This window comes from Burkholderia sp. THE68, assembly GCF_009938265.1.
Lineage (GTDB): Bacteria > Pseudomonadota > Gammaproteobacteria > Burkholderiales > Burkholderiaceae > Caballeronia.
In genome coordinates, this window is record NZ_AP022315.1 from 1,480,922 (window position 1) to 1,504,317 (window position 23,396).

General features: G+C 63.5%; 21 protein-coding genes. 3 read left to right on the plus strand and 18 right to left on the minus strand.

Going from position 1 to position 23,396, the window contains the following annotated elements; genetic code table 11:
• Nucleotides 1–22: 22 nt before the first annotated feature.
• The 5 genes from BTHE68_RS07040 to BTHE68_RS07060 form a co-directional block, all read right to left on the minus strand.
• On the minus strand, nt 23–274 hold the full coding sequence (locus BTHE68_RS07040; protein WP_162065732.1) for a hypothetical protein: 252 nt from the start codon (nt 272–274) through the stop codon (nt 23–25).
• A 40-nt stretch (nt 275–314) separates the two neighbouring features.
• Complete coding sequence (gene ligD / locus BTHE68_RS07045) at nt 315–3,014, minus strand: DNA ligase D (RefSeq protein WP_162065733.1); 2,700 nt, start codon at nt 3,012–3,014, stop codon at nt 315–317.
• 26 nt (nt 3,015–3,040) lie between these two features.
• Complete coding sequence (gene ku / locus BTHE68_RS07050) at nt 3,041–3,937, minus strand: non-homologous end joining protein Ku (protein ID WP_162066815.1); 897 nt, start codon at nt 3,935–3,937, stop codon at nt 3,041–3,043.
• 276 nt (nt 3,938–4,213) lie between these two features.
• Nucleotides 4,214–4,765 carry a DUF6013 family protein gene (locus BTHE68_RS07055; RefSeq protein WP_162065734.1) on the minus strand — a complete coding sequence of 184 codons (552 nt, stop codon included), beginning with the start codon at nt 4,763–4,765 and terminating at the stop codon, nt 4,214–4,216.
• Nucleotides 4,766–4,920: 155 nt separating this feature from the next.
• On the minus strand, nt 4,921–5,937 hold the full coding sequence (locus BTHE68_RS07060) for a zinc-binding alcohol dehydrogenase family protein (protein WP_162065735.1): 1,017 nt from the start codon (nt 5,935–5,937) through the stop codon (nt 4,921–4,923).
• Nucleotides 5,938–6,038: 101 nt separating this feature from the next.
• On the opposite strand from BTHE68_RS07060, the gene BTHE68_RS07065 reads away from it, so the two are divergent.
• Complete coding sequence (locus BTHE68_RS07065; protein WP_162065736.1) at nt 6,039–6,995, plus strand: LysR family transcriptional regulator; 957 nt, start codon at nt 6,039–6,041, stop codon at nt 6,993–6,995.
• A gap of 46 nt (nt 6,996–7,041) precedes the next feature.
• On the plus strand, nt 7,042–7,881 hold the full coding sequence (serB, locus tag BTHE68_RS07070; RefSeq protein ID WP_162065737.1) for a phosphoserine phosphatase SerB: 840 nt from the start codon (nt 7,042–7,044) through the stop codon (nt 7,879–7,881).
• Between the two features lie 39 nt (nt 7,882–7,920).
• Here the strand turns inward: serB and BTHE68_RS07075 are convergent, their stop codons facing one another.
• The 5 genes from BTHE68_RS07075 to rimO form a co-directional block, all read right to left on the minus strand.
• Nucleotides 7,921–9,114 (minus strand): cystathionine beta-lyase, encoded by a 1,194-nt coding sequence (locus BTHE68_RS07075; protein ID WP_162065738.1) that lies wholly within the window; start codon nt 9,112–9,114, stop codon nt 7,921–7,923.
• Nucleotides 9,115–9,195: 81 nt separating this feature from the next.
• Nucleotides 9,196–9,840, minus strand: coding sequence for a hypothetical protein (locus BTHE68_RS07080; RefSeq protein WP_162065739.1), 645 nt, complete (start codon nt 9,838–9,840; stop codon nt 9,196–9,198).
• A gap of 11 nt (nt 9,841–9,851) precedes the next feature.
• Entirely contained in the window at nt 9,852–11,036 is a 1,185-nt protein-coding gene (gene bktB, locus BTHE68_RS07085) for a beta-ketothiolase BktB (protein WP_162065740.1), read from the minus strand.
• A gap of 42 nt (nt 11,037–11,078) precedes the next feature.
• Nucleotides 11,079–12,002 carry a sugar kinase gene (locus BTHE68_RS07090; RefSeq protein ID WP_162065741.1) on the minus strand — a complete coding sequence of 308 codons (924 nt, stop codon included), beginning with the start codon at nt 12,000–12,002 and terminating at the stop codon, nt 11,079–11,081.
• Between the two features lie 3 nt (nt 12,003–12,005).
• On the minus strand, nt 12,006–13,343 hold the full coding sequence (rimO, locus tag BTHE68_RS07095; RefSeq protein WP_197919656.1) for a 30S ribosomal protein S12 methylthiotransferase RimO: 1,338 nt from the start codon (nt 13,341–13,343) through the stop codon (nt 12,006–12,008).
• A gap of 318 nt (nt 13,344–13,661) precedes the next feature.
• On the opposite strand from rimO, the gene BTHE68_RS07100 reads away from it, so the two are divergent.
• Nucleotides 13,662–14,357, plus strand: coding sequence for a hypothetical protein (locus BTHE68_RS07100; protein WP_353622638.1), 696 nt, complete (start codon nt 13,662–13,664; stop codon nt 14,355–14,357).
• Nucleotides 14,358–14,380: 23 nt separating this feature from the next.
• Here BTHE68_RS07100 and BTHE68_RS07105 read toward each other — a convergent pair whose 3' ends face one another.
• From BTHE68_RS07105 to phaC, 8 genes are all read right to left on the minus strand, one after another.
• Nucleotides 14,381–16,033, minus strand: coding sequence for a hypothetical protein (locus BTHE68_RS07105; protein ID WP_162065743.1), 1,653 nt, complete (start codon nt 16,031–16,033; stop codon nt 14,381–14,383).
• Nucleotides 16,034–16,066: 33 nt separating this feature from the next.
• Nucleotides 16,067–16,459: a GtrA family protein gene (locus tag BTHE68_RS07110; protein ID WP_162065744.1), complete on the minus strand. Its 393-nt coding sequence runs from the start codon at nt 16,457–16,459 to the stop codon at nt 16,067–16,069.
• Nucleotides 16,456–17,394, minus strand: a complete 939-nt coding sequence (locus BTHE68_RS07115) for a glycosyltransferase family 2 protein (protein WP_225936144.1) — start codon at nt 17,392–17,394, stop codon at nt 16,456–16,458. The genes BTHE68_RS07110 and BTHE68_RS07115 overlap by 4 nt, the downstream gene beginning before the upstream one ends.
• Complete coding sequence (locus tag BTHE68_RS07120; protein ID WP_162065745.1) at nt 17,387–18,238, minus strand: class I SAM-dependent methyltransferase; 852 nt, start codon at nt 18,236–18,238, stop codon at nt 17,387–17,389. The genes BTHE68_RS07115 and BTHE68_RS07120 overlap by 8 nt, the downstream gene beginning before the upstream one ends.
• A gap of 300 nt (nt 18,239–18,538) precedes the next feature.
• The gene (phaR, locus tag BTHE68_RS07125; protein ID WP_162065746.1) at nt 18,539–19,114 is read right to left on the minus strand and encodes a polyhydroxyalkanoate synthesis repressor PhaR; all 576 of its coding nucleotides are present in this window, start codon (nt 19,112–19,114) and stop codon (nt 18,539–18,541) included.
• 155 nt (nt 19,115–19,269) lie between these two features.
• Nucleotides 19,270–20,010, minus strand: coding sequence for a 3-ketoacyl-ACP reductase (locus BTHE68_RS07130; protein WP_061179253.1), 741 nt, complete (start codon nt 20,008–20,010; stop codon nt 19,270–19,272).
• A gap of 74 nt (nt 20,011–20,084) precedes the next feature.
• Nucleotides 20,085–21,266: an acetyl-CoA C-acetyltransferase gene (locus tag BTHE68_RS07135; RefSeq protein WP_162065747.1), complete on the minus strand. Its 1,182-nt coding sequence runs from the start codon at nt 21,264–21,266 to the stop codon at nt 20,085–20,087.
• 78 nt (nt 21,267–21,344) lie between these two features.
• Nucleotides 21,345–23,357, minus strand: a complete 2,013-nt coding sequence (gene phaC, locus BTHE68_RS07140; protein ID WP_162065748.1) for a class I poly(R)-hydroxyalkanoic acid synthase — start codon at nt 23,355–23,357, stop codon at nt 21,345–21,347.
• Nucleotides 23,358–23,396: the final 39 nt, after the last annotated feature.

Genomic DNA, 23,396 nt, shown 5'->3' on the forward strand with positions numbered 1-23,396 from the left:
TTTCACCGTTCGGTTCATCGCTTCACCGGTTCACCGGTTCAGCGTCGTCGCCTTCGCCTTGCCCCGGAGGAAACCCTCGCAACGGCTTGTCCGTATCCACGAGACCGCGTTCGATATCCTCATGCGCCTGCTTGCCGACATCGCGCGCTTCATGTTCCCGCTGCGATTCAACGTTCTGATCCGCCTCGTGAGGCAGCGGCGCGTTCGAGGCATCGTCGTGCTGCTTTCCCGCGCGCTCGGGCGCGCTCTTCGGACTGGTGCTGGCCTGCTTCATGATCGTCTCCCTCTGTGACTTGCGTGACCTGTGTGACCGCTCACTTGCGCGAGCCGTTCATGCCGAGCCGCTTCTTCATCGCCGCCGTGAGCCGTTGACGCGCCTTGTCATAGCCCGTCCACGGATCGCGCTTCAATGCGTCGAGCCGCTCGCGCACGTTGCCGATATGCCATTGATCGCCGCTTTTCACGTCGTCGAGTTCGTCCCACGAGATCGGCATCGATGCGCCGAGCCCCGGACGCGCACGCAGCGAAAACGCCGCAACCGTGCTCGACCCGCGGTTGTTGCGCAGATAGTCGATGAAGATCTTGCCCTTGCGGTTTTGCATGCCCATCTTCGCGGAGAAGAGCTTGGGCAGCGTGCTCGCCATGTGCTGCGCGACCGCCTGCGAGAAGTCCTTCATGTCGTCCCAGCTCGCCTGCTTCGCGAGCGGCACGACCACATGAAAGCCCTTGCCGCCGCTCGTTTTGCAGAATGATGTAAGGCCCAGTTCGGCGAGCAGTTCCTTCGTGAGCTTCGCGGCCTCGAGCATGCGTTCCCAGCCGACGCCTTCGCCCGGATCGAGATCGAACACCATGCGATCCGGCTTCTCGATGTTCGACGCCACCGCGTTCCACGTATGCAATTCGATCGTGCCCATCTGCGCGGTGCCGACGAGCGCCTGTGCCGATTCGATCGTCAGCAGCGCGGGATGTCCCGGATCGATATCGGGATGCTGCTTGATGTGCGGAATCGCGAGCTTCGCGCTGTGCTTCTGAAAGAACAGCTCGCCGCCGATATCTTCCGGCGCGCGCACGAGCGACACCGGCCGGTCCTTCAGATGCGGCAGCATCCAGTCGGCGACCGACGCGTAATACTCGACGACATCGAGTTTGGAGCAGCCCGACGATTTGTCGATCACACGCTCAGGATGACTGATCTTCACGCCTTCGACTTCCGCCGAAGTGGCCTTGGCCTTCGCAGCCGCCTTCTTCGCCGTCGTCTTCGACGCCACCTTCTTCGCCGATGCCGGCACTTCCTTCACGATCTGACGCGCGGGTTTATCGTCGCGCAGACTGACGAACGAGGCTTGTCGCACGATGCGCTCCTTGGTCCATTCCGCGAAATTGCACTCGGCCACGAGATCGGGCCTGACCCAATGCACAGGCGTGCGGCTGCGTTCCTGCGGTTCGCTCGCAAACGGCATGCGTTGCGTCTCGCGGCGGTCGAGTTCGTTCTTCACCGCGACGAGCGTCGCGTGGTCGAAACCGCTGCCCACGCGTCCCGCGTATTGCAGCTTGCCGTGCGCGTCGTAGACGCCGAGCAGCAGCGCGCCAAATTGCGCGCGGCTGCCCGCCGGCTCCGAATAGCCGCCGATCACGAACTCCTGGCGGCGCCTGCACTTGAGCTTAATCCACGCCTTGCTGCGCCCCGACACATAGGTACTGTCGATACGCTTGCCGATGATCCCTTCCAGCGCCATGTCGCAGGCGCTCTTGAGCAACGCCTCGGCGTGAAAGGCGAAGTCCTGTGAATAGCGCAGCACGGGTTCGTCGACGGGTTCGATGAGCGCCTTCAAGATTGCGCGACGCTGCACGAGCGGCACATGGCGCAGGTCGTAGCCGTTCAGATACGGCGCGTCGAAGAAATACACGACGATGTCCTGCGGCCGTCCCGCGTCGAAGGCGTTCTGCAGCGCCTGGAAATCGGGCAGACCGCGATGGTCGAGCACCACGGCTTCGCCGTCGAGCCAGCCGCTTTCGATGTCGAGCCGCTCCAGCGCCTTCACCTGCTTCGAAAACTTCGCGGTCCAGTCGTTGCCGTTGCGCGTATGAATGCGAATCTCGCGCCTGCCCTTGATCGTTTCGATCCGCACCAGCACGCGATAGCCGTCGAACTTGATTTCGTAGGCCCAGTCGTCGCCGGGCGGGGCGGCATCGACGAGCGTCGCGAGCTGCGGCTCGAACGTCGCGGGCAGCTTAGCCTTGCGCGCGCCTTCGATCGCCGGTTCATGCGACAAGGTGCGCAGCGACTCGGCGCTCCGATTCGCGACGATGTCCGGATGCGCGTGTCCATTGCCTTTCGTGCTGACCGTCTTGCGCGCCGGCGCTTTTTTCGCGCTGGCTTTGCGCTCGGTCCGCCCGCGCACGGCACCGCTCTTGTCGCGCGCGCCAAGTGATGTCGACAGCACGCTGCCGGGCTTCTTCAAGAGGATGTCGTATTCGGTCTCGGGCCGCGCGTCGTCGTCGCGTTCCTTGATGAGCAGCCACTGCTCCTTGTCGCCGCTGCCGCGCATGTGGCTCTTCACGAGCGTCCAGCCGCCATGCAGCTTCTCGCCGTCGAGCGTGAACTTGAGCTTTCCTTTCTCGTACTCGCGTGCAGCTTCATCGACGCTGCCCGACTGCGGCGCCCACGTTCCGCGATCCCACACGATGACGCTGCCCGCGCCGTAGTTGCCCTCGGGAATCTCGCCTTCGAACGAACCATAATCCAGCGGATGATCCTCGACATGAACCGCAAGCCGCTTCACCGATGGATCGAGGCTCGGGCCTTTCGGCACCGCCCACGACTTGAGCGTGCCATCGAGTTCGAGACGGAAATCGTAATGCAGACGACGCGCATCGTGTTCCTGGATCACGAACGACAACGCGCGCTTCGCCGATTTCTTCGCGCGCGCGCTGCGCTTCGCGGCAGCGCCGGACGGTTCCGGCGTCTTGTCGAAGCTGCGTTTGCGCTGATAGGTTGCGAGTTTCTCAGCCATCGTCGTCTAGCCGTGATGTCAGACGCTCATGCGCGCTTGCGGCGAGCCGCCGTCTTGCGCGCCGGGCGCGAGGGCGCTTCGTCCTCTTCCTTCGACTGCGCGGCCTTGCCCGCGCGCTTCGCCGTGCCGCCCGTCTTCAGACTGCGCTTGAGCAGTTCCGAAAGATCGAGAATCTCGGCGGACGGCTTCTGCTCGCCGCCTTCGTCGATCTTCGTCACTTCGGCGACCTTGCCATCCTTCACCTTCTTCTCGACGAGCGCCATGATGTCGTCCCGGAAGGTGTCGTGATACTTGGCGGGGTCCCAACTGTCGCTCATGTCTTCGATAAGACGCTTCGCCATTCCCAGTTCTTTCGGCGTGACGCCGGCCTTCTTCGTGTCCTCGTCGGGAAACTTGAATTCGCTGAAGTCGCGCACTTCGTCGCCCCAGCGCAAGGTGTTGAGCGCGAGCGCGGGACCGACGGGAATCAGCGCCGCCAGATGCTGCTTGTTGTGCAACACGACGCTCGCGATGCCGACCTTGCCCGTATCCTTCAGCGCGTCGCGCAGGAGCGCATAGACTTTCTCGCCCTTGCGATCCGGCGCAAGGTAATAAGGCGTGTCGAGCGACAGGAACGAGATTTCGGGCGCCTCGACGAAAGCGAGAATGTCGACCGTCTGCGTCGATTCGGGATTGGCCGCGCGAATCTCGGCGTCGGACATCACCACGTACTTGCCCTTCTCGTACTCGAAGCCGCGCACGATGTTCTCGCGCGTGACTTCCTTTCCCGTGCTCTTGTTGATCTGCTTGTAGCCGATCGGATCCATCGAGCGCTTGTCGAGCAGGTTGAAGCCGACCTTCTCCGACTGCGTCGCCGGATAGAGTTGCACGGGCACGTGGACCAGCCCGAAGCTGATCGCGCCTTTCCAGATCATGTGCGGCATCGCGGCACCTTCGAAGCGTTGTTGACGCGCGTGCGATTGCGGCGCGGTATCGGAGGGAATCGCACGAAGCGTGCCAAGCGTGATTGCGCGTAGCGATGCGCGCCGCGCCTGAAGCCATGCGCGAATGCGTGGCAAGGCATGGCCACGCATCTGTAAGCTTTACTGACGAGGCATGGCGCGCCGCCGCCTTAAAGGCGTTCGAGAGAAAGGACGGTTAGTTGCGAACGAAACTTAGAAAAAACGCGCCGGTGCAAACCGGCGCGCATGTGACAACACTTACTTTCGGCTCGCCGTGACGGTCAGTTGTGTACCGTCGTCGAGCGTGATGGTTTTCTTCGAACCGGTCGCGGTCGGCATCGTGAAGCGGACGATCTGACTGAGGCGGTTATCGACCGGACACTGGAGTGTCTTGCCGCCTACAGTCACCTTGCTGGTGCCCTTCGGCGCATAGGCGCGAAAGCTGATCTGGACATTCGCCGATCCGTTGTCGCCGACCATCGGCGCGAAGCGGATCTGCACCTGCCGCACCGCCTGTCCGTCCGCGCTCTTGGGCACAGACGCCGCCTGCGGACAGCCATCCGGCACCGGCTGCGCGCCGCTCGCGGCGGTGCCCTGCCAGGTGAAGTCGTCGGTCTGGCCCGAGCGAATGGTGCGGGTCTCCTGCTCGTTGCCGAAATTCTTCGACGCCATCTTGACCGTGTATTTGATGGGGCCGTCATTGGGCGCTTCGGAGAGAACCTTGATGCCTGGCGTCGCCTGGGCGGTCGCGGCGAACATCGCGAGCGCGGCGACGGAAACGATGCGACGAACGATCAAACGACGATTCATGCCGCCACCTCCGTATCGAGCGCTTTTAGGAAAGGCCGGCGCGGCGAAGCGCCAGCGTACTGCAGGGCCGATCCAGTCTAGCGCTCCGCATGCCGGGTCATCCTAGTGGAAAACCCGCGTGCGGCGCGATCCCGATGACGTTCGTCAACGCGCGATCAGAAGCCGGTCAGCACCAGCTTGCCGACCGTGCGCCCTTCTTCCAGCAGGCGATGCGCCTCGCGCAGATTCGCCGCATCGATCTTGCCGAGATTCTTGCCGAGCGTCGTGCGGATCGTGCCTGCGTCGATCAGCCGCGCCACTTCGGAAAGCAGCTTGTGCTGCTCGATCATGTCGGGCGTCTTGAACATCGCGCGCGTGAACATGAACTCCCAGTGAAACGCCGCGCTCTTCGATTTCAGCAATTCGACCGGCACCGGCTTCGCATTCTCGACGATCGTCGCGATGCCGCCTTGCGGCTTGACGACTTCGGCGGCGGCGGGGAAATGCCTGTCGGTGTCGTTGAAGATCAGCACGTAATCGACCTGTGCAAATCCGATCTCCTTCATCTGCTTCGGAATGTCTTCGAAGTGATTGACGATGTGATCCGCACCGAGGTCCTCGGCCCATTGCGCCGATTCTGGCCGCGACGCCGTGGCGATCACCTGGAGCTTCGCGACGCGCTTGGCGAGTTGAATGCCGATGGAACCCACGCCGCCCGCCCCGCCGATGATCAGCACCGACTTGCCCGCGTCCTTGCCTTCCGCCGACACGCGCAGCCGGTCGAATAACGCTTCCCACGCGGTGATGGTGGTGAGCGGCAGCGCCGCCGCGCAGGTGAAATCGAGCGTTTTCGGCTTCGCGCCGACGATGCGCTCGTCGATCAGATGGAACTCGCTGTTCGCGCCCTGCCGCGTGATGTCGCCCGCGTAGTAGACCGGATCGCCGACCTTGAAGAGCGACGCCTCGGGCCCGACTGCCGCCACGACGCCCGCCGCGTCCCAGCCGAGCACGCGCGGGGTTTCCTCGATTTTGTCCTTCGGTGCGCGCACTTTCGTATCGACGGGATTGACGGCGATCGCCTCGATTTTCACGAGCAGGTCGCGGCCGGTGGGCGTGGGTCTGTCGAGTTCGATGTCGATGAGCGATTCGGGATGGGAAATCGGCAGGTAGCGCGTCAGACCGATGGCTTTCATGTTTCTGCTCCGTCGAAGGTGGATTTGCTTCGATCTTAATGCGCGTCCGGCATCTCGAAAACAGTCATAATCGCTGAAACATTTTTCGGGAAATCCATCGAATGGCGAGCGATCTTTCAGCGGAAAGCGCACCGCGCGAGCGGCTCGATCTGCTCGATGTCGGACTGTTCATGCGCGCGGCGGCGCTGGCGAATCTGTCGTCGGCGGCGCGCGAGTTCGGCTTGTCGCCGGCGGTGGCGAGCGCGCGCATCGCGGCGCTGGAGCGCATGCTCGGCACGCGGCTTCTGCATCGCACGACGCGGCGCGTCTCGGTCACGCAGGAAGGCGAGATTTTCGCGGCGCACGCGCGCGAACTGCTCGATGCCGCCGACGCCGCGCGTGCGTCGGTCGGGCGTGCGCGCGAACATCCGCATGGCCGCCTGCGCGTGACGATGCCCTCGTCACTCGGCCGCCAGCACATTTCACCGCTGATTCCCGCGTTTTTGCGCGCGTATCCCGGCGTGAGCGTGGAGTTGCGCATGACCGATCAGATCGTCGATCTCGTCGATGAAGGCATCGACCTCGCGATCCGCATCGGCGCGCTCAAGGATTCGACGCTCATCGCCCGGAAACTCGCGAGCAACCGGCGTGTGCTGTGCGCGTCGCCTGAGTATCTCGCCGCGCACGGCACGCCGCGACATCCCGCCGATCTCGTCGAGCACGAATGCGTGATCCTCGCCGATCAGCGCGACTGGAGTTTCGAGACGCCGACCGGCGTGATCGAGGTGCGCGTGTCGGGGCGGCTCGTCACGGACAATGGCGAAGTGATCCGCGATGCGCTCGCGGCAGGCATCGGCATCGGGCTGAAATCGACGTGGAGCGTCGCACCGCTGCTGGCGAGCGGCGAACTCGTCACCGTGCTCGACGATTACCCGCTCGCGCAGACCGTGGCGATCTGGGCCGTGTATCCGAGCCGCGCGTTCGTGCCCCCGAAAACGCTCGCGTTCATCGACTTTCTGAGCGAGCGCTTCGGGGAGCCGCCTTACTGGGACCTCGATCCGGCGCGCGTGCAGCGCTGAAGGTTCTTTACAATGGCGGTTTCGCCTTCACGCGCTTCCACCTTCGATGAACCTCGTCATCCAAAGTCTCGCCCCGATTTCCGATTCGCATCTTCGGCCGCTGGCTGCGCTCGCCCGCTCGCACGAGACCCGGCGCGCCGACGACACGCTCCTGCGCCTGATAGACGCCGATCCACTCCAGCGCCCCGATATCGACGCATATTGCGGCGCGCATGCGCTCGATTACGCCTACATCGCACCGGACGCGAAACTCGCCGATTTCGGCCTCGTCGCGATGGACATGGACTCGACGCTCATCACGATCGAATGCATCGACGAGATCGCGGACTTTTGCGGACTGAAGGCCGAGGTTGCGGCGATCACGGAAGCATCGATGCGCGGCGAGATCAAGGACTTCAACGAGAGCCTCACGCGCCGGGTCGCGCTGCTGAAGGGTCTAGACGCGAGCGCGCTGGAACGCGTCTACGAGGAGCGCCTCAGGCTTTCGCCGGGTGCGGAACGCATGCTCGAAGGCGCGCGCGCCGCGGGACTGAAGACGCTGCTCGTGTCGGGCGGGTTTACGTTCTTCACCGAGCGTCTGAAGGCGCGCCTCGGGCTCGACTACACGCGCGCGAACACGCTCGAAATCGTCGATGGGAAGCTGACCGGGAAGGTCGTCGGGGATATCGTCAACGCGGAGGAGAAAGCGCGTACGCTGGTCGAGACATGCGCGAAGATCGGCATCCATCCGAAACGCGCCATCGCCATGGGCGACGGCTCGAACGACCTGAAGATGATGGCCGAAGCGGGTTTGTCGGTGGCGTTTCGCGCGAAGCCGGTCGTGAGGCAATCGGCGAGTGTCGCGTTCAACTTCGTCGGGCTCGACGGGTTGTTGCGGCTGTTTTGATCGATGCTGGAACGGCGCCTTCGCGGCGCCGTTCGCAATTCAGCCGAGCGCCTTGACGAGCGCGGCTTCCAGATCTCCCCGCAAATCCGCCTCCGCTTCCAGCCCGATATAAAAGCGCACCAGCACACCTTCGTGCGGCCATTGCGAAGCCGTCCGCATCGAGCGAATGTTGTACGGCATCGCGAGGCTGTGCGCGCCGCCCCAGCTCCAGCCGATCGCAAACAACTCGAGCGCTTCGACGAAAGCATCGACCTGTGCGGACGTGTAACGGCCGTCGAACACGATCGAGAACAGGCCACCCGCGCCACCCTTGAAATCGCGCTCGTAAAACGCGTGGCCCGGACAATCCTCCAGCGCGGGATGCAGCACCGCCGCGACTTCCGGACGCGCCTTCAGCCACTGCGCGAGCGCGAACGCGGTGCGAGCGTGGGCTTCGTAGCGCGTCTTCATCGACGGCAGGCTGCGCAGCACGAGCGACGCGTCGTCCGCCGATACGCCGGTACCCATTCTCATGCGCGCCCGCTTCAGCTTCTTGTGCAACTCGACATCGCGCGTGATGGTCGCGCCCATCAACAGGTCGCTGCCGCCCGACTGATATTTCGTCAGCGCCTGCACGGAGATATCGACGCCGTGCTCGAACGGCTTGAACGCGAGGCCCGCCGAAAACGTGTTGTCGATCGCGGTGACGATGCCCTTCGCGCGCGCCACGGCGACGATCGCGGGCACGTCCTGTACTTCCATCGTCACCGAGCCGGGCGCTTCTAGCCAGATGAGCTTCGTGTTCGGACGGATCGAATCGGCGATGCCCGCGCCTGTCATCGGGTCGTAGTAGGTCACTTCGAGCCCGAAATCGGCGGCGAGCCAGTCGGCGTGGTCGCGGTTCGGTGAATACGCGTTGTCGGGCACGAGCACGTGATCGCCCGCCTTCACCAGCGCGAAGTAGACGTTGGAGATCGCCGCGAGCCCCGACGGCTGCAGCAACGCATGCTCGCCGCCTTCGATCGCGGCGAGGCGCTGCGCGAGCGCGATGGTCGTCGGCGTGCCGTGCAGGCCATAGCGCCATTTGGAATCGTCGCTCCAGACGAGCGAGCGCATCGTGGCGAGATCGGGGAACACCACGGTCGAGGCGCGCGCGACCGGCACCGAGAACGACTCGAAGCCGGGCGTGATGCGATCCTCGGGCTGCACGATACGGGTTTGCAGATCGCGTGCGTTGTTGCTGGAATCAGTCATGGCTTGAATGCAAAACGGAAAACGAAGCGGAAAACGAAGAGACCGCCGCCGGAAACCGCCCGGCGGCGCGAAGAAGGCGCGTCATTCGCCGATGATGACGTTGCTCGTGCCGCCCACGGCATTCTTCGGCGGCGCAGGCGGCGCGGGTTCCAGCGATGGCGCGGCCGGCGTCCTGGCCGCGCCCGTCGGCGGCAAGGTTTTGCCGGCGACGGCCGGACGCAGGTCGAACGGCTGCGCGTTCGAATCGTCCGGGTCCATGCGCTCGCCCGACACGCTGCCGTCCGCCGCGAACTTGCCGACCCAGTTGCCCGTGATATGCGTGCCGTCGTTCGATTCCTCGATCTCGAGCGTGTCGCCGTCGCGATCGCCCGCGACGAGAATCACGGCCGGGCTGCCGGCGAACGTGTACTCGCCGTGCACGCCGGACGGCTCGTCGGTTTTCGCGCCGAGCTTCATCTCGATCTGCCGGTTGCCGAGCGTGCCGACGTAACGCGGAAACCGCGCGTACTCCGGATTCGGCGTAAGCGGCTTTTGCGGCGGCAGCGCAAGCTCCTTGATGGCGGCCTGCGCGCCGTGCACGTCGGCGCCCGCGGGCTCGCGCTGATCGCGCGGCAGCACGCCGGTCGAACCCGAAGGCATCGGCGAACTGCAGCCCACGAGCGCGCACAGCGCGATCGAGATCGTCGAGGCCGCGACAAGACGCGGCCCTTTCAAGCTTTGCATCATCCCTCAGTCCTTCAAATGCGCTCGAAAATCGCCGCGATGCCCTGTCCGCCGCCGATGCACATCGTCACGAGCGCGTAACGCCCGCCGATGCGCTGCAGCTCGTACAGCGCCTTCACGGTGATGAGCGCGCCAGTCGCGCCGATCGGATGGCCGAGCGAAATGCCCGAGCCGTTCGGGTTGACCTTCGCGGGATCGAGCTTCAGTTCCTGCGACACCGCGCACGCCTGCGCGGCGAACGCCTCGTTCGCTTCGATCACGTCGATATCGGCGACGGTCAGGCCCGCGCGCTCCAGCACCTTCTGCGTCGCGGGAACCGGGCCGATGCCCATGATCTTCGGATCGACGCCCGCATGCGCGTAGGCGACCAGGCGCGCGAGCGGTTTCGCGCCGCGCTTTTCCGCGACGGACCGCTCCATGAGCACGACCGCCGCCGCCGCGTCGTTGATGCCCGACGCATTGCCCGCCGTCACCGTGCCGTTTTCCTTCACGAAGACGGGTTTGAGCTTGGAGAAGTCTTCGGCGGTCGCGTTCATACGCACGTGCTCGTCGCGTTCGAACACGGTGTCGCCCTTCTTCGAGGCGAGCGTGATCGGCAGGATCTGCTCCTTGAAGTAGCCGGCTTCGATCGCCTTCGCCGCGCGCCGGTGCGATTCGAGCGCGAGCGCGTCCTGCATCTCGCGCGTGATGCCGAACTTCTGCGCGACGTTTTCGGCCGTCACGCCCATGTGGATCTTGTCGAACGGATCGTTCAGCGCGCCGACCATCATGTCGACGATGCGCGTGTCGCCCATGCGCTGGCCGAAGCGCGCGGCGGGCATGATGTACGCCGCGCGGCTCATGTTCTCCGCGCCGCCGCCGATGGCGACGTCGGCATCGCCGAGCAGAATCGATTGCGACGCCGAGACGATCGCCTGAAGGCCCGATCCGCACAGGCGATTCACGGTGAGCGCGGGCGCGTGCTGCGACACGCCGCCCTCGATCGCCGCGACGCGCGCGAGATACATGTCGCGCGGCTCGGTATGCACGACGCTGCCGAACACGACATGGCCGACTTCGTCGCCCGCGACGTTCGCGCGCGAAAGCGCTTCGCGCACGACACGCGCGCCGAGATCGGTCGGGCTGAAGTCTTTCAGCGCGCCGCCGAAATCGCCGATTGCCGTACGCACGCCGCTCACCACCACCACTTCACGTTGCATGTTGTCGTCTCCGTCAGTTGTATTCGTCAGATCATGGATGGGTTATTCGGCGAGCGCGCGCTCGACGGTGGCCTGGTCCGGAATCGGCGCGACGGCGCCGAATCCCTGCGTCGACAGGGCCGCCGCGACATTCGCATAACGCGCCGCCGCGAAAGGATCGTCGCCCGCGACGATGCGCGCGATGAACGCGCCGCCGAAGCAGTCGCCCGCGCCGGTCGCATCGACCGCCTGCACGACGCGACCCGGCACGACGCGCCGCTCGTCGGGCGTCGCGATGTACGCGCCTTCGCGGCCGAGCTTGAGTGCGACGACCTTCGGGCCGAGACTCAAGAGTGCATCGACGATCGCGTCCTTGTCTTCGTGGCCCGTGAGCAGCGTCACGTCGTCCCAGCTCGGCAGGCAGATATCCGTCGAGCGGATGGCTTCGAGCATCACCGCGCGGGCGCGCGCGAGCGGCCACAGCTTCAGGCGCAGGTTCGTATCGAAGCTGACCTTCACGCCGTGCGTGCGCGCGTGATCGATCGCGGCGAACGCGGCATCGCACGCCGACACGCCGATCGCGAGGCTGATGCCCGACAGATGCACGACGCTCGCCGCCGCGATCGCATCGAGCGGCAGATGGGACGGCGCATAACGGCTCGCCGCCGAACCCGCGCGCAGATAGTCGAAGCGATGCCCGTTCTCGCCGTGCGACACGAAATAGACGCCCGTGGGCGCATCGTGATCCACGCGTACCGTGGCGGTATCGACGTTTTCCGTGCGCCACAGATCGAGCAGCAACTGCCCGAAATGATCGTTGCCGACCGCGCACACGAAGCCCGTCGACGCGCCCTGTCGCGACGCCGCGATCAGGAAGTTGGAAACGTCACCGCCGAAACCTTGCAGATAGTTCGGCTGATCGCGCGTCGACTGGTTGAACTCGACCATCGCCTCGCCGAGCGCGAGCACTTGCGGAGTCTGCGGCATGCGTTAGACCTCGCCCCAGAGATCGTGGCCATCGGCGCCGGTGATTTTCACCGAGACGAAGTCGCCGGCCTTGTAGCGCTTCGATGCCTTGGTTGCCGGCGCGATGTAGACCACGCCGTCGATTTCCGGCGCATCCGCCGCCGTGCGGCCGATGCCGCCCTCCGAGCTCACTTCATCGACGAGCACCTTGAGCGTCTTGCCGACCTTTTTCTTCATGCGCTTGGCCGACAGCGCTTCCGCGAGTTCCATGAAGCGCGCGCGGCGATCCTCGCGCACTTCATCGGGCAATGCGCCGTCGAGCTCGTTCGCGGTGGCGCCTTCGACCGGCGAATACGCGAAGCAGCCGACGCGGTCCAGATCCGCTTCCTCGATGAAATCGAGCAGCGTCTGGAACTGCTCTTCCGTCTCGCCCGGAAAGCCCGCGATGAACGTGCTGCGGATGGTCAGGTCCGGACAGATCTCGCGCCAGATCTTCACGCGCTCGAGCACCTTTTCGGCGTTGGCCGGGCGCTTCATGCGCTTGAGGACTTCCGGATGCGCGTGCTGGAACGGCACATCGAGATACGGCAGCACGTGGCCGCGCAGCGGGCCTTCGGCCATCATCGGGATGACTTCGTCGACGCTCGGATACGGATACACGTAATGCAGGCGCACCCACGCGCCGTATTGCGCGGCGAGTTCGCCGAGCGCGCCGACGAGGTCGGTCATGCGCGTCTTGAGCGGCTTGCCGTTCCAGAAGCCGGTGCGGTACTTCACGTCGACGCCGTAGGCGCTCGTGTCCTGCGAGATCACGAGCAGTTCCTTCACGCCGGACTTGAAGAGATTTTCGGCTTCGAGCATCACCTCGGCGACGGGGCGCGAGACGAGATCGCCGCGCATCGACGGAATGATGCAGAACGTGCAACGATGGTTGCAGCCTTCGGAAATTTTGAGATACGCGTAGTGGCGCGGCGTGAGCTTGATGCCGGCGGGCGGCACCAGATCGACGAACGGATCGTGCGGCTTGGGCAGATGCGCGTGCACCGCGTTCATCACTTCGTTGGTCGCGTGCGGGCCGGTCACGGCGAGCACCTTCGGATGCACTTCCTCGATGAGGCCCGTGCCGCTCGCGCTCTTTTTCGCGCCGAGGCAGCCCGTGACGATGACCTTGCCGTTTTCGCTCAACGCCTCGCCGATCGCGTCGAGGCTTTCCTGCACGGCTTCGTCGATGAAGCCGCAGGTGTTGACGACGACGAGATCCGCGCCGTCATAGGTGCCGGAGATTTCGTAACCTTCGGCGCGCAACTGGGTGATGATCTGCTCGGAATCGACGAGCGCTTTCGGGCAACCGAGCGACACCATGCCGATTTTCGGTGCGGGAGTCGTCCGGGCGGTTGAATCTAAAGAATTTTTCACGGGGGAGATGTTTTTGCGGGGCGCGATGGGCCAATCCGACATTTTACCCCGGAGCGTTGGCGCGGACTCACTACACGGCTTAACCGATCCCGATGAGGACTTCGGACACTTCTTCACAATCGCGGGCGAGTCGAGAGCTACCATCGCGCTTCCCTCATGCAATGTCACCGCCCGATGCTCGACTTCTCTGCCCTTCGCGACTTCAACCCGCTTTTCATCACCCCATGCTATTCCGGCCAAGTGACTTCCGGCTACGCCACCAGCATGCTCACGCTGACCAACGAACTCTGTCGTCTCGGCCTGCAAGGCTCGATGCGTATCCGCTCCGGCGAAAGCCTCATCACCCGCGCGCGCAATGAGGCCGTCGCGCATTTCCTCGCGCAGGAGCAGCATACGCATCTCTTCTGGATCGATGCCGACATCGGCTTCACGCCCGACCAGGCGCTGCGTCTGCTGCTGGCGGACCGCGATGTCGTCGCGGGCGTCTATCCTTTGAAGCGCATCGACTGGACGGGTGACATTCCCGCCGGCCTCACGCAAGAGCAGTTTCTGACGCGCGCGCTGCGTTATCCGGTGAATTCGCACAAGCGTGCGCGCGTTGCGATCGACAGCGACGGCTTCATGGAAGTGGACGAAGCGCCGACGGGCTTCATGTGCATCCGCCGCTCGGTGCTCGAAACGATGATCGCGCGCATGCCCGAGCTGCAATACGTTCCCGACGCGCCGCCTGATTCCCCGTTGCATGGCTACTGCCATCGCTTCTTCGACGTGATGATCGAGCACGAGACCGGACGCTATCTTTCCGAGGATTACGCGTTTTGCCGCCGCTGGCGCGACCTGGGCGGAAAGGTTTTTGTCGATGCGCGTTCGAAGCTCGCGCATCATGGGTCGTACACGTATCGCGGGGATTTCAGCGCGGCGTGGGCGCAGGACCCGGAGCGCGCCGTGGGCGGGCTATGAGGGGACGACGCGCCGCGTCGTGCTCATTGACGCCTGAAGACGCTCACCGGCGAACCATAGCGCCCCGGTATCGGTGCCGTGGTATGTACCAGCACGTAGTGCTGTCCCGTCAGTTGTTCAAGCAGCGCCTCGGACATCGCAAAATTCTTCATTCCCTCGATGACCGACAGCTGCTCCTGCATCGCGACGACGACGTCGGGCGGCGTGCTGAGCGTCCGCGCAAGCATCTGCATGCGCGTCGATTCTGACAGCGCAACCGCTATGTACGGCCAGCACATGTTGAGCGGATAAGCGCTCGGCGCTTCGTGGGCCAGCAGAACATGCGGCAGGCAGCTCCAGGAAAACACCTTGTCCTGCGGCTTGATGTACTGCATCACCTCGCGAGTGGACTGGTTGATCGGTGCCCGCTGGCTTTTGAGTTCGTTCTCGGCCCTCATCCCCGAATAGGTGAACACGAGGCCTGCCGCGAGAATGATCGAGACGGCGGAGCCGGACAGTGAGACGTGCGGGGACGAACTGGCGAGCAACAGTCCCATCGTGAACGCCACTGGAGCCAGGCACGCGAGGAAATAGTGCGGAAAGAAAGTCAGCGCCAGTACCGCCTGCAACCACGCGCCGACCATCCACGCGACGCCGAGCGTCAAGGCAATCCGACGTCTCGTCCAACCTTGCTCACGGGTGCGGAACAGCCACGAGAACGCCCACGGAACCATCGCGATCATCGCAATTGCGGTCCATACGCGGTGTGCGCTCAGGAACTGGGCCAGATTCAATTTCCACAATGGAATCAGGAAGGACCGTTGCGCATTCGTTAGAAAATCCGTCACCAGGCTCGTCGAGAGGCCCGCACGGTAGTACATCGTGCTGAACAAATAATTGTGCAGGGTCCCGGTGAGCATCAGATGGAGCGCGAAGCCGCCGAGGCAAAGCGCGGCCGCGCAACCGGCCCCCAGCGCCCATGGCAGCAGCGAGCGGCGCCGCACGATCGCCATCCAGCAGACGATCAGGAGCGCTGCGGGAAGAATCGAGGTTTGCTTGACGAACCACGCGAGAAACACAAGCATCCCGATCAGCAGACCATGGGCGAACCAATGTCGCTCCGGCATGCGCGTCAATGCGGCCAGCAGCGCCAGTTCAGGCAACGCCTGATACAGCGCGATATTGAGTCCATCGTCCGTTGCGCGTACATCGGAAGCCAGAACGACATAAAGCGAAGCCGCCGCGAAACCCGCCAGAACGAATGAACGCGATCGCGCGCCTGCGCTGATTTTCTCCGCGCGATCGCGCGACACGCTCACGATGACGCCGAACAGGAGCAAGCCTGTAGCGCCGATCCATAGTGCCTCGGCCACGCGTGCCGCCCCCGCCAGCCCGAGCTTGTGGGCCAGCAGCAGCAGAATCGGGCTCCAATAGATCTCGACGAGCGGATTCTTCGTTTCGAACGACGCCCAGTAAGGCGCCTGACCATGCGCGATGTTGTTCGCCATGAAAACGAAGTGCGCGCCATCGCGTTGGACGGGTGCGGGAAGATTGGCGTACGCGTAAAGCGCGACGAGCGCCGCGATGATTACGGATGCCAGCAGCACCCAGCGGACGACGCCATGGGCCGCCCGCGCTTCTGCGTGTATCGGATTCGGCGCGCCGCGAGAACGGACCACGTCATGATCGACTGCCAACTGCTTCTCTCCTTCTTCACGTGCGCTCGACGACTAGCCCGAGACGCGCCTCGTCGCATCGAACGTCCAGTAGCGATTGACGATGAAATTGCACACCGGGACGACTGCGATCACATAAAGCTGCGCGTTGAAATAGTTGCAATGCAGATATTCGACGAGGCTGTAGACCATCGCCGTATTCAGCCCAAGACCGCCCAGCGACACGATGACATAGCGCCAGAGCCCCGCCAAATGCGATCGCTGCGACTGAAACGTCCATCGGTAATTGAGCGCGAAGGAAATGAGCAAGGCAGCGCTGAAACCCGCTGCGGCCCCCGCCGCAGGACGCCAGCCGAACCATTCGACACAACACGCGAGGATCGCGAGATGGGCGAGCGTGCCGAGCCCGCCTGCCACCAGATAGCGGATGAATTGCCTGGTTATCATTCGGCGTTCCACTGCGCGATGACATAGCGCGGTCTTCGCTTCACCTCCTCGTAGATGCGCGCGACATACACACCGATCAGGCCCATGCCGAGCATCAGCGCGCAGCCGAGGATCAGTAACAGAAGGATGATGGTCGTGAAGCCATCGACGGCCGTCCCCGACAGTTTGCGAAGCAGCGTCTGAGCGCCGAGTATCACAGCGAAGGCCGCGAAGCCAAGGCCGGTGCCGATCAACAGATAAAGCGGCGCGGAAGAAAACGAAGCGACAGCCGTGACGGCGAGACGCATGAGTTGCATGGTCGACCAGCCGCTCTCGCCGCCTGCCCGCTCGTCCACGTCGTAGCGAATCTGCGCGCGCTCGAAACCGAGCCACGCGTTCATGCCGCGGAAGAACAGGTTGCGTTCGTCCATCGCCCGCCACGCCTCGACGACCCGGCGATCCATCAGCTTGAAGTCGGAAGCGCCGCGCAAGTCGAAGCCAGTCAGTCTGGAGAAAACCGCGTAAAACGCCCGGCTATTGATGCGGGTAAAAATGCTTTCCTTCGCGCGCGCCCGTTTGACGGCCTCGACGACATCGGCGCCTTCACGCCAGCACGCGACCATTTCGGGGATCAGCGTCGGCGGATGCTGAAGATCGCCGTCCATCACGATTACGGCATCGCCGCGCGCATGTTCGAGGCCCGCCGCGAGCGCGGCTTCCTTGCCGAAGTTGCGGCTGAGTCGCGCGGCCTTTACTTCGGCGAACAGAGCGCATTGCTGCTCGATCACTTCCCAGGTGTTATCGGGAGAGCCGTCGTCGATCAGCACGAGTTCGTAGCGAATCGGAATGTTTTTGAGAACCGCGATGATTTCCTGCAACGATTCGGCGAAATGGCTGGCTTCGCGATAAAGCGGAATCACCAGCGACAGCAAGGCTTTCTCGGACCGGTCAGACACGATGCACACCCATGCAGGCAACCGTCGTGGCGGGCAGCCACATGTTGTAGCGGTTCAGCGCCTGAGGCACCGTGAGGCCGAACTTCGCGGCGATCAGCGGCAAGGGGAAAGCGTGCGGATACGGCACCTCTTCGACCACGTCGAGCCCGCGTTCCTTCATCAGGCGCGACAGCGTGCGTTCGTCGAAATACAGCACATGCTCAGGATATTTGAACGATGGCCATCGGCTACCCATGAGCCGCCGCCAGAAACTGCCGAAGTCCGGAGCCGCGAGCAGCAGCGTGCCGCCCGGCTTGAGCCTGCCGATCAGCGCATCGAGAAATTCCTTCGGATGGTAGGTATGCTCGATGACGTGCGTCGCGATCACACAGTCGAAGCGCTCGCCTTCGGGAACGGCGTCCGCACCGCCGAGCCAGACCTGATCCGCAAACCGGCGGGCGCTCTCGACCGCGTTGCGCGAGAAATCCGTCCCGGACCGACGCTCGAAGAATGGGCGCGCTTCGTCGAGCAGATAGCCGAATCCGCAGCCGACTTCCAGCAATGAACCGCCCGTTTTGCCCCGGCTTTTCAGAAACGACAGCAGTCGCCGGAACGTTCGGCGCAGAGCCTCTTCCTGATCGGAGTAGCTTTCGTATCCCTCGCCGTCTTCGCCGCCAAAATAATTGTCGTCCTGATAGAGGGCGAGCACTTGCTGCTCTGTCGCGCGCGGCGCAAGGTAAGCCATGCCGCATTGCGCACATGCGCAAACTGCATAGGGATTGCCGGTTTCCCCGCCATACAGCCGAGCGCGCTGCGAGCTGCCGCAAAGCGGGCAATCCGGAATCTCGTATTGCAGTGCAGACATAAATTAGACGCGAGACGCGGTCCGAACCGTGGCTCGAGGCTGGCCGCAGTGACCCGCTTGCTGAAGGATCAAACGCGCATTATATGTGATCGAGAACAGCAATCTCGGGTATATGGATGACTAAAAGCAGTCAAAGCGCGGTATATCGGTGAAACGCGAAAGATCGCGTGCGAAGCTGTGCGATTTGGAATTGAACAACCTGAGCCGCGCGTGCGGACCGACGCGGATAGTCAGAGCGACGGGCGGCGCTCACGCCCGCGTCGCCCACAGAGCGGGCATTCGAACCCGCCCATCACGCGATTACTTCTTCTCCGTCGACGGCGGCGGGGGCGTCGGGAACGGGAACGTGTTGAACATCGATTTCGCCTGCGACTGCATCTGCTCCTGCATCTGCACGAACATGTTCTTCGACTGCTCAATGTAGCTCGTCATCATGCCCTGCATCATCGGCGCCTGCATGTTCATGAATTGCGACCAGACTTCCGGATTGAGCGCGTTGCCGTCATAGATGCCCTTGCTCTGCTCCGTCAGCTTCTGCTGGATGTCGATGAACGCCTGGATGTTCTTTTCCAGGTATGTGCCCATCATGCCCTGCATCGCGTGGCCGTAGAAGCGGATGATCTGCGAGAGCATCACCGACGAGAACATCGGCAGGCCGCCGCTCTCTTCTTCCAGAATGATCTGCAGAAGGATGCTGCGCGTCAGGTCGTCGTTGGACTTCGCGTCCAGCACCTTGAACTCTTCCTGATCGAGCACGAGTTGCTTCACATCCGACAACGTGATGTACGTGCTCGTCTCCGTGTCATACAGCCGACGGTTTGGATATTTTTTGATGAGTCGTTCGGCGGCTTTCTTTGTAGTAGTAGTGGTGGTCATTTAACGCCTTTAAACGCAAAACTTTACTGCGATCGCAGCAAGCAGGTCTTGCGTTGTCGCAAAAAAGCGCTGCTGCATGTTCGCCGCATCGTTGATAAATCCGGCGAGTGGCGGCTTCCCGCGACGCTGAACAGCGCGCGGGAAGCCGCCGCCCGTCAGCCCATATGCAAGCCGCCGTTCAGCGAGAAGTCGGCGCCGGTCGAGAAGCCGGACTCATCGGACGCCAGCCACGCGCAGATCGAGCCGATCTCGTCGGGCGTGCCCAGACGCCGCACCGGAATCGTCGCGACGATCTTCTCCAGCACTTCCGGACGAATCGCCTTCACCATGTCCGTGCCGATATAGCCCGGCGACACCGTGTTGACGGTCACGCCCTTGGTCGCCACTTCCTGCGCGAGCGCCATCGTGAAGCCGTGAATGCCGGCCTTCGCGGTCGAATAATTCGTCTGGCCGAACTGGCCCTTCTGCCCGTTCACCGACGAAATATTGATGATGCGACCGAAGCCGCGCTCGACCATGCCGTCGATGACCTGCTTCGTGACGTTGAAGAGGCTCGTCAGGTTGGTGTCGATGACCGCGGTCCAGTCTTCGTGCGTCATCTTGCGGAACACGACGTCGCGCGTGATGCCCGCGTTGTTCACGAGAATATCGACCTCGCCGACTTCGGCCTTGACCTTGTCGAACGCGTTCTTGGTCGATTCCCAGTCGCCGACATTGCCTTCCGAGGCGATGAATTCGAAGCCGAGCGCCTTCTGGTCTTCGAGCCATTTCACCCGGCGCGGCGAGTTCGGGCCACAGCCCACGACGACCGTGAAGCCGTCCTTGAGCAGGCGCTGGCTGATACTCGTGCCGATGCCGCCCATCCCGCCGGTTACATACGCTATGCGCTTCGCCATTCCTCACTCCATTTTCGTTATGCGGACGACGATCTCCGTGCCGTCCGCTGGCCCTTCCCAATCCTGCCAGTGACTTACAGACGTTCTACCGCCAGCGCGACACCCATGCCGCCGCCGATGCACAGCGACGCCAGACCCTTCTTCGCATCGCGCTTCTGCATTTCGTGCAGCAGCGTGACGAGAATCCGGCAGCCCGATGCGCCGATCGGGTGACCGATCGCAATCGCGCCGCCGTTCACGTTGATCTTCGACTGATCCCAGCCCATCTGCTTGTGTACCGCCAACGCCTGCGCCGCGAACGCCTCGTTGATTTCCATCAGATCGAGATCGTTCACCGACCAGCCCGCGCGCTCCAGACAGCGCTTCGATGCCGGCACCGGGCCCATGCCCATGATCTTCGGATCGACGCCCGCGTTCGCGTACGCCTTGATGCGCGCGAGCGGCGTCAGACCCAGCGCTTCCGCCTTCTTCGCCGACATCACGACGACCGCCGCCGCGCCATCGTTGAGGCCCGATGCGTTCGCCGCCGTCACCGTGCCTTCCTTCGAGAACGCCGGCTTCAGGCCCGCGAGCGCTTCGGCGGTCACGCCGTGACGCACGAATTCGTCCGTGTTGAACTGCAGCGGCTCGCCCTTGCGTTGCGGAATCGAGACCGGCACGATTTCATCGTTGAAGCGGCCCGACTTCTGTGCGGCCTCGGCCTTGTTCTGCGACAGCGCCGCGAACGCGTCCTGCTGCTCGCGCGTGATGCCGAATTCCTTCGCGACGTTTTCCGCCGTCGTGCCCATGTGGTAGTTGTTATAAACGTCCCACAGGCCATCGACGATCATCGTGTCGATCAGCTTCGCGTCGCCCATGCGGAAACCGTCGCGCGAGCCCGGCAGCACGTGCGGCGCCGCGCTCATGTTTTCCTGACCGCCGGCGATCACGATTTCCGCATCGCCCGCGATGATCGCGTTCGCCGCGAGCATCACTGCCTTGAGACCCGAGCCGCAGACCTTGTTGATCGTCATGCCGGGGACCATGTCGGGCAAGCCGGCCTTGATCAGCGACTGGCGCGCCGGGTTCTGACCCGAGCCCGCTGCGAGCACCTGACCCAGAATCACTTCGCTCACCTGGTCCGGCTTCACGCCGGCGCGCTCCAGCACGGCCTTGATCACCGTTGCGCCCAGTTCCGGGGCGGCGATCTTCGCGAGCGAACCGCCGAACTTGCCTACCGCCGTACGCGCGGCCGATACGATCACTACGTCAGTCATTTCAGTTTCCTTTGGCATCGAATGTTAATGCGGTTCCGAACGGTTCAATGCGCTCTCGCGCACAGTCACACGCGCCGTTCAGGAGTCGCGTTCCAATACGTAACGGCCAGGTGCGGCCTCGATCACCGGATAGGTCTTCGACCCCTGCGCGCCCGGTTTGACCTGCTCGCCCGCCTGCGCGGCGAGCCACTTCGACCAGGTGGGCCACCAGCTTCCAGGATGCTCCGCCGCAGCCTCGAACCACGCATCGGGGTCCTCGGGCAGATGCTCGTCGTTGCTGTCGATCATCCAGAAACTGCGCTTGTTCTTCGACGGCGGATTGATCACGCCCGCGATATGCCCCGACGCGCCGAGCACGAACGTTTGCGGACCGTTCAGCACCGGAGCGGACGCATACGCCGATTTCCACGGCACGATATGGTCTTCGCGCGAACCGTAGATGAAGGTCGGCAGCGTGAGGCGCGACAGGTCGACCTTCTCGCCGCATACCGTCAGCGCATTCGGATTCTTCAGCTTGTTCTCGAGATACGTATTGCGCAGATACCAGACGCACATCGGGCCCGGCAGGTTCGTCGAATCGCTGTTCCAGAAGAGCAGATCGAACGCCTGCGGCGTGCGGCCCTTCAGGTAATTGTCGACGACGTAGTTCCACACCAGATCGTTCGGGCGCAGATACGAGAACGTGTTCGCGAACTCGACGCCGCGCATGAGACCGGCAGGCGCGCCGTTCTTGCCGCCGATCGACTGCTCGCGCATCTGCACGTGCGCTTCGTCGACGAACACGTCGAGCACGCCGGTGTCCGAGAAGTCGAGCATCGACGTGAGCAGCGTCATCGATGCCGCCGGCTCCTCGCCACGCGCCGCCGCCACGGCGAGCGCGGTCGCGAGAATCGTTCCGCCGATGCAGAAGCCGAGCGTGTTGATCTGATCCTCGCCGGTGATCTCCCGCACGACGCCGATGCTCTCGAGCACGCCCTCTTCGACGTAGTCGTCCCACGTCTTGTGCGCGATCGACTGATTCGCATTGCGCCACGACAGGATGAACACCTGATGCCCTTCTTCGAGCGCATAGCGCACGAGCGAGCTTTCCGGCGAAAGATCGAGGATGTAGAACTTGTTGATGCAGGGCGGCACGATCAAGAGCGGCCGCGCGTACACCTTCGGCGCGAGCGGCTTGTACTGGATCAGTTGCAGCAACTCGTTCTCGTACACGACCGAGCCTTCCGTCGACGCGATGTTCTTGCCGACCAGAAAACGCGATTCGTCCGACTGGGAGATCTTGCCGCGCTGCATGTCGTTCAGCAGGTTCAGCATGCCCTGCCGCAAGCTTTCGCCCTTGCTCTCGATCAGCGTCTTCTGCGCATCGGGATTGAGCGCGAGGAAATTGCTCGGCGCGGCGGCGGCCGCCCATTGCTGAATGGTGAAGCGGATGCGCTCGCGCGTTTTCGGATCGCTCTGCACTGCGTCCGCGAGTTCCTGCAGATAGCGCGCGTTCAGCAGATACCACGCGGCGGTGAACGCGTACGCGGGCGTCGATTGCCATGAGACGTCGGTGAAGCGGCGGTCCTTCAGCGCAGTCGGATCGATGCTCTGCGCGCCCGCCTGCTTGAGCAGTTCACCCGCATCGCGCGAATAGTTGCTCTGCAGTTCGTGAAGACGCTCGGGCGGAATCGCGGCAGTCGGAATCTTCGGCAGCGTGGGCAAACCCTGCATCGCCGCGCCGAAGCCCGGCATGCTGCTCGCCAGCTTCGCGAATTCCGCGATGCCGTTCATCTTCGTGAAGTCGGGCATTTGCGGCATCGCGCCCAGTGTCGGAAACGCATTCGGGAACGCGGACGGGAAACCGTTCGGAAAACCGTTGGCGAATGCGCTGAGCGCGGCAAATGGATTTGCAGCCGCGCCGGCCGCATCGCTCGCGGCATTCGTCTGTGGAGTGAATTTGGACCATTGCGCGGGATCGGCGACGGAGCGCCACGCATTGAGCCATTGATCGAACGCTTGCTGTACGCCAGTCGTATCGGCCGGTGATGCCTCGGCCGAAGTGTCGGCGGTACGGGAGCGGGAAGATGAGGAAGTAGATTTGGAAGCCATACCCGCTATTGACCTGTGAGTCTCGCAAGACTTGGATTG

Excerpts from the sequence above, each read along its gene's own strand:
- BTHE68_RS07040 (WP_162065732.1), bottom strand. The coding sequence starts at position 274 with ATGAAGCAGGCCAGCACCAGTCCGAAGAGCGCGCCCGAGCGCGCGGGA.
- ligD (WP_162065733.1), bottom strand. The coding sequence starts at position 3,014 with ATGGCTGAGAAACTCGCAACCTATCAGCGCAAACGCAGCTTCGACAAG.
- ku (WP_162066815.1), bottom strand. The coding sequence starts at position 3,937 with ATGCCGCACATGATCTGGAAAGGCGCGATCAGCTTCGGGCTGGTCCAC.
- BTHE68_RS07055 (WP_162065734.1), bottom strand. The coding sequence starts at position 4,765 with ATGAATCGTCGTTTGATCGTTCGTCGCATCGTTTCCGTCGCCGCGCTC.
- BTHE68_RS07060 (WP_162065735.1), bottom strand. The coding sequence starts at position 5,937 with ATGAAAGCCATCGGTCTGACGCGCTACCTGCCGATTTCCCATCCCGAA.
- BTHE68_RS07065 (WP_162065736.1), top strand. The coding sequence starts at position 6,039 with ATGGCGAGCGATCTTTCAGCGGAAAGCGCACCGCGCGAGCGGCTCGAT.
- serB (WP_162065737.1), top strand. The coding sequence starts at position 7,042 with ATGAACCTCGTCATCCAAAGTCTCGCCCCGATTTCCGATTCGCATCTT.
- BTHE68_RS07075 (WP_162065738.1), bottom strand. The coding sequence starts at position 9,114 with ATGACTGATTCCAGCAACAACGCACGCGATCTGCAAACCCGTATCGTG.
- BTHE68_RS07080 (WP_162065739.1), bottom strand. The coding sequence starts at position 9,840 with ATGATGCAAAGCTTGAAAGGGCCGCGTCTTGTCGCGGCCTCGACGATC.
- bktB (WP_162065740.1), bottom strand. The coding sequence starts at position 11,036 with ATGCAACGTGAAGTGGTGGTGGTGAGCGGCGTGCGTACGGCAATCGGC.
- BTHE68_RS07090 (WP_162065741.1), bottom strand. The coding sequence starts at position 12,002 with ATGCCGCAGACTCCGCAAGTGCTCGCGCTCGGCGAGGCGATGGTCGAG.
- rimO (WP_197919656.1), bottom strand. The coding sequence starts at position 13,343 with ATGGTGTCGCTCGGTTGCCCGAAAGCGCTCGTCGATTCCGAGCAGATC.
- BTHE68_RS07100 (WP_353622638.1), top strand. The coding sequence starts at position 13,662 with ATGCTCACGCTGACCAACGAACTCTGTCGTCTCGGCCTGCAAGGCTCG.
- BTHE68_RS07110 (WP_162065744.1), bottom strand. The coding sequence starts at position 16,459 with ATGATAACCAGGCAATTCATCCGCTATCTGGTGGCAGGCGGGCTCGGC.
- BTHE68_RS07120 (WP_162065745.1), bottom strand. The coding sequence starts at position 18,238 with ATGTCTGCACTGCAATACGAGATTCCGGATTGCCCGCTTTGCGGCAGC.
- phaR (WP_162065746.1), bottom strand. The coding sequence starts at position 19,114 with ATGACCACCACTACTACTACAAAGAAAGCCGCCGAACGACTCATCAAA.
- BTHE68_RS07130 (WP_061179253.1), bottom strand. The coding sequence starts at position 20,010 with ATGGCGAAGCGCATAGCGTATGTAACCGGCGGGATGGGCGGCATCGGC.
- BTHE68_RS07135 (WP_162065747.1), bottom strand. The coding sequence starts at position 21,266 with ATGACTGACGTAGTGATCGTATCGGCCGCGCGTACGGCGGTAGGCAAG.
- phaC (WP_162065748.1), bottom strand. The coding sequence starts at position 23,357 with ATGGCTTCCAAATCTACTTCCTCATCTTCCCGCTCCCGTACCGCCGAC.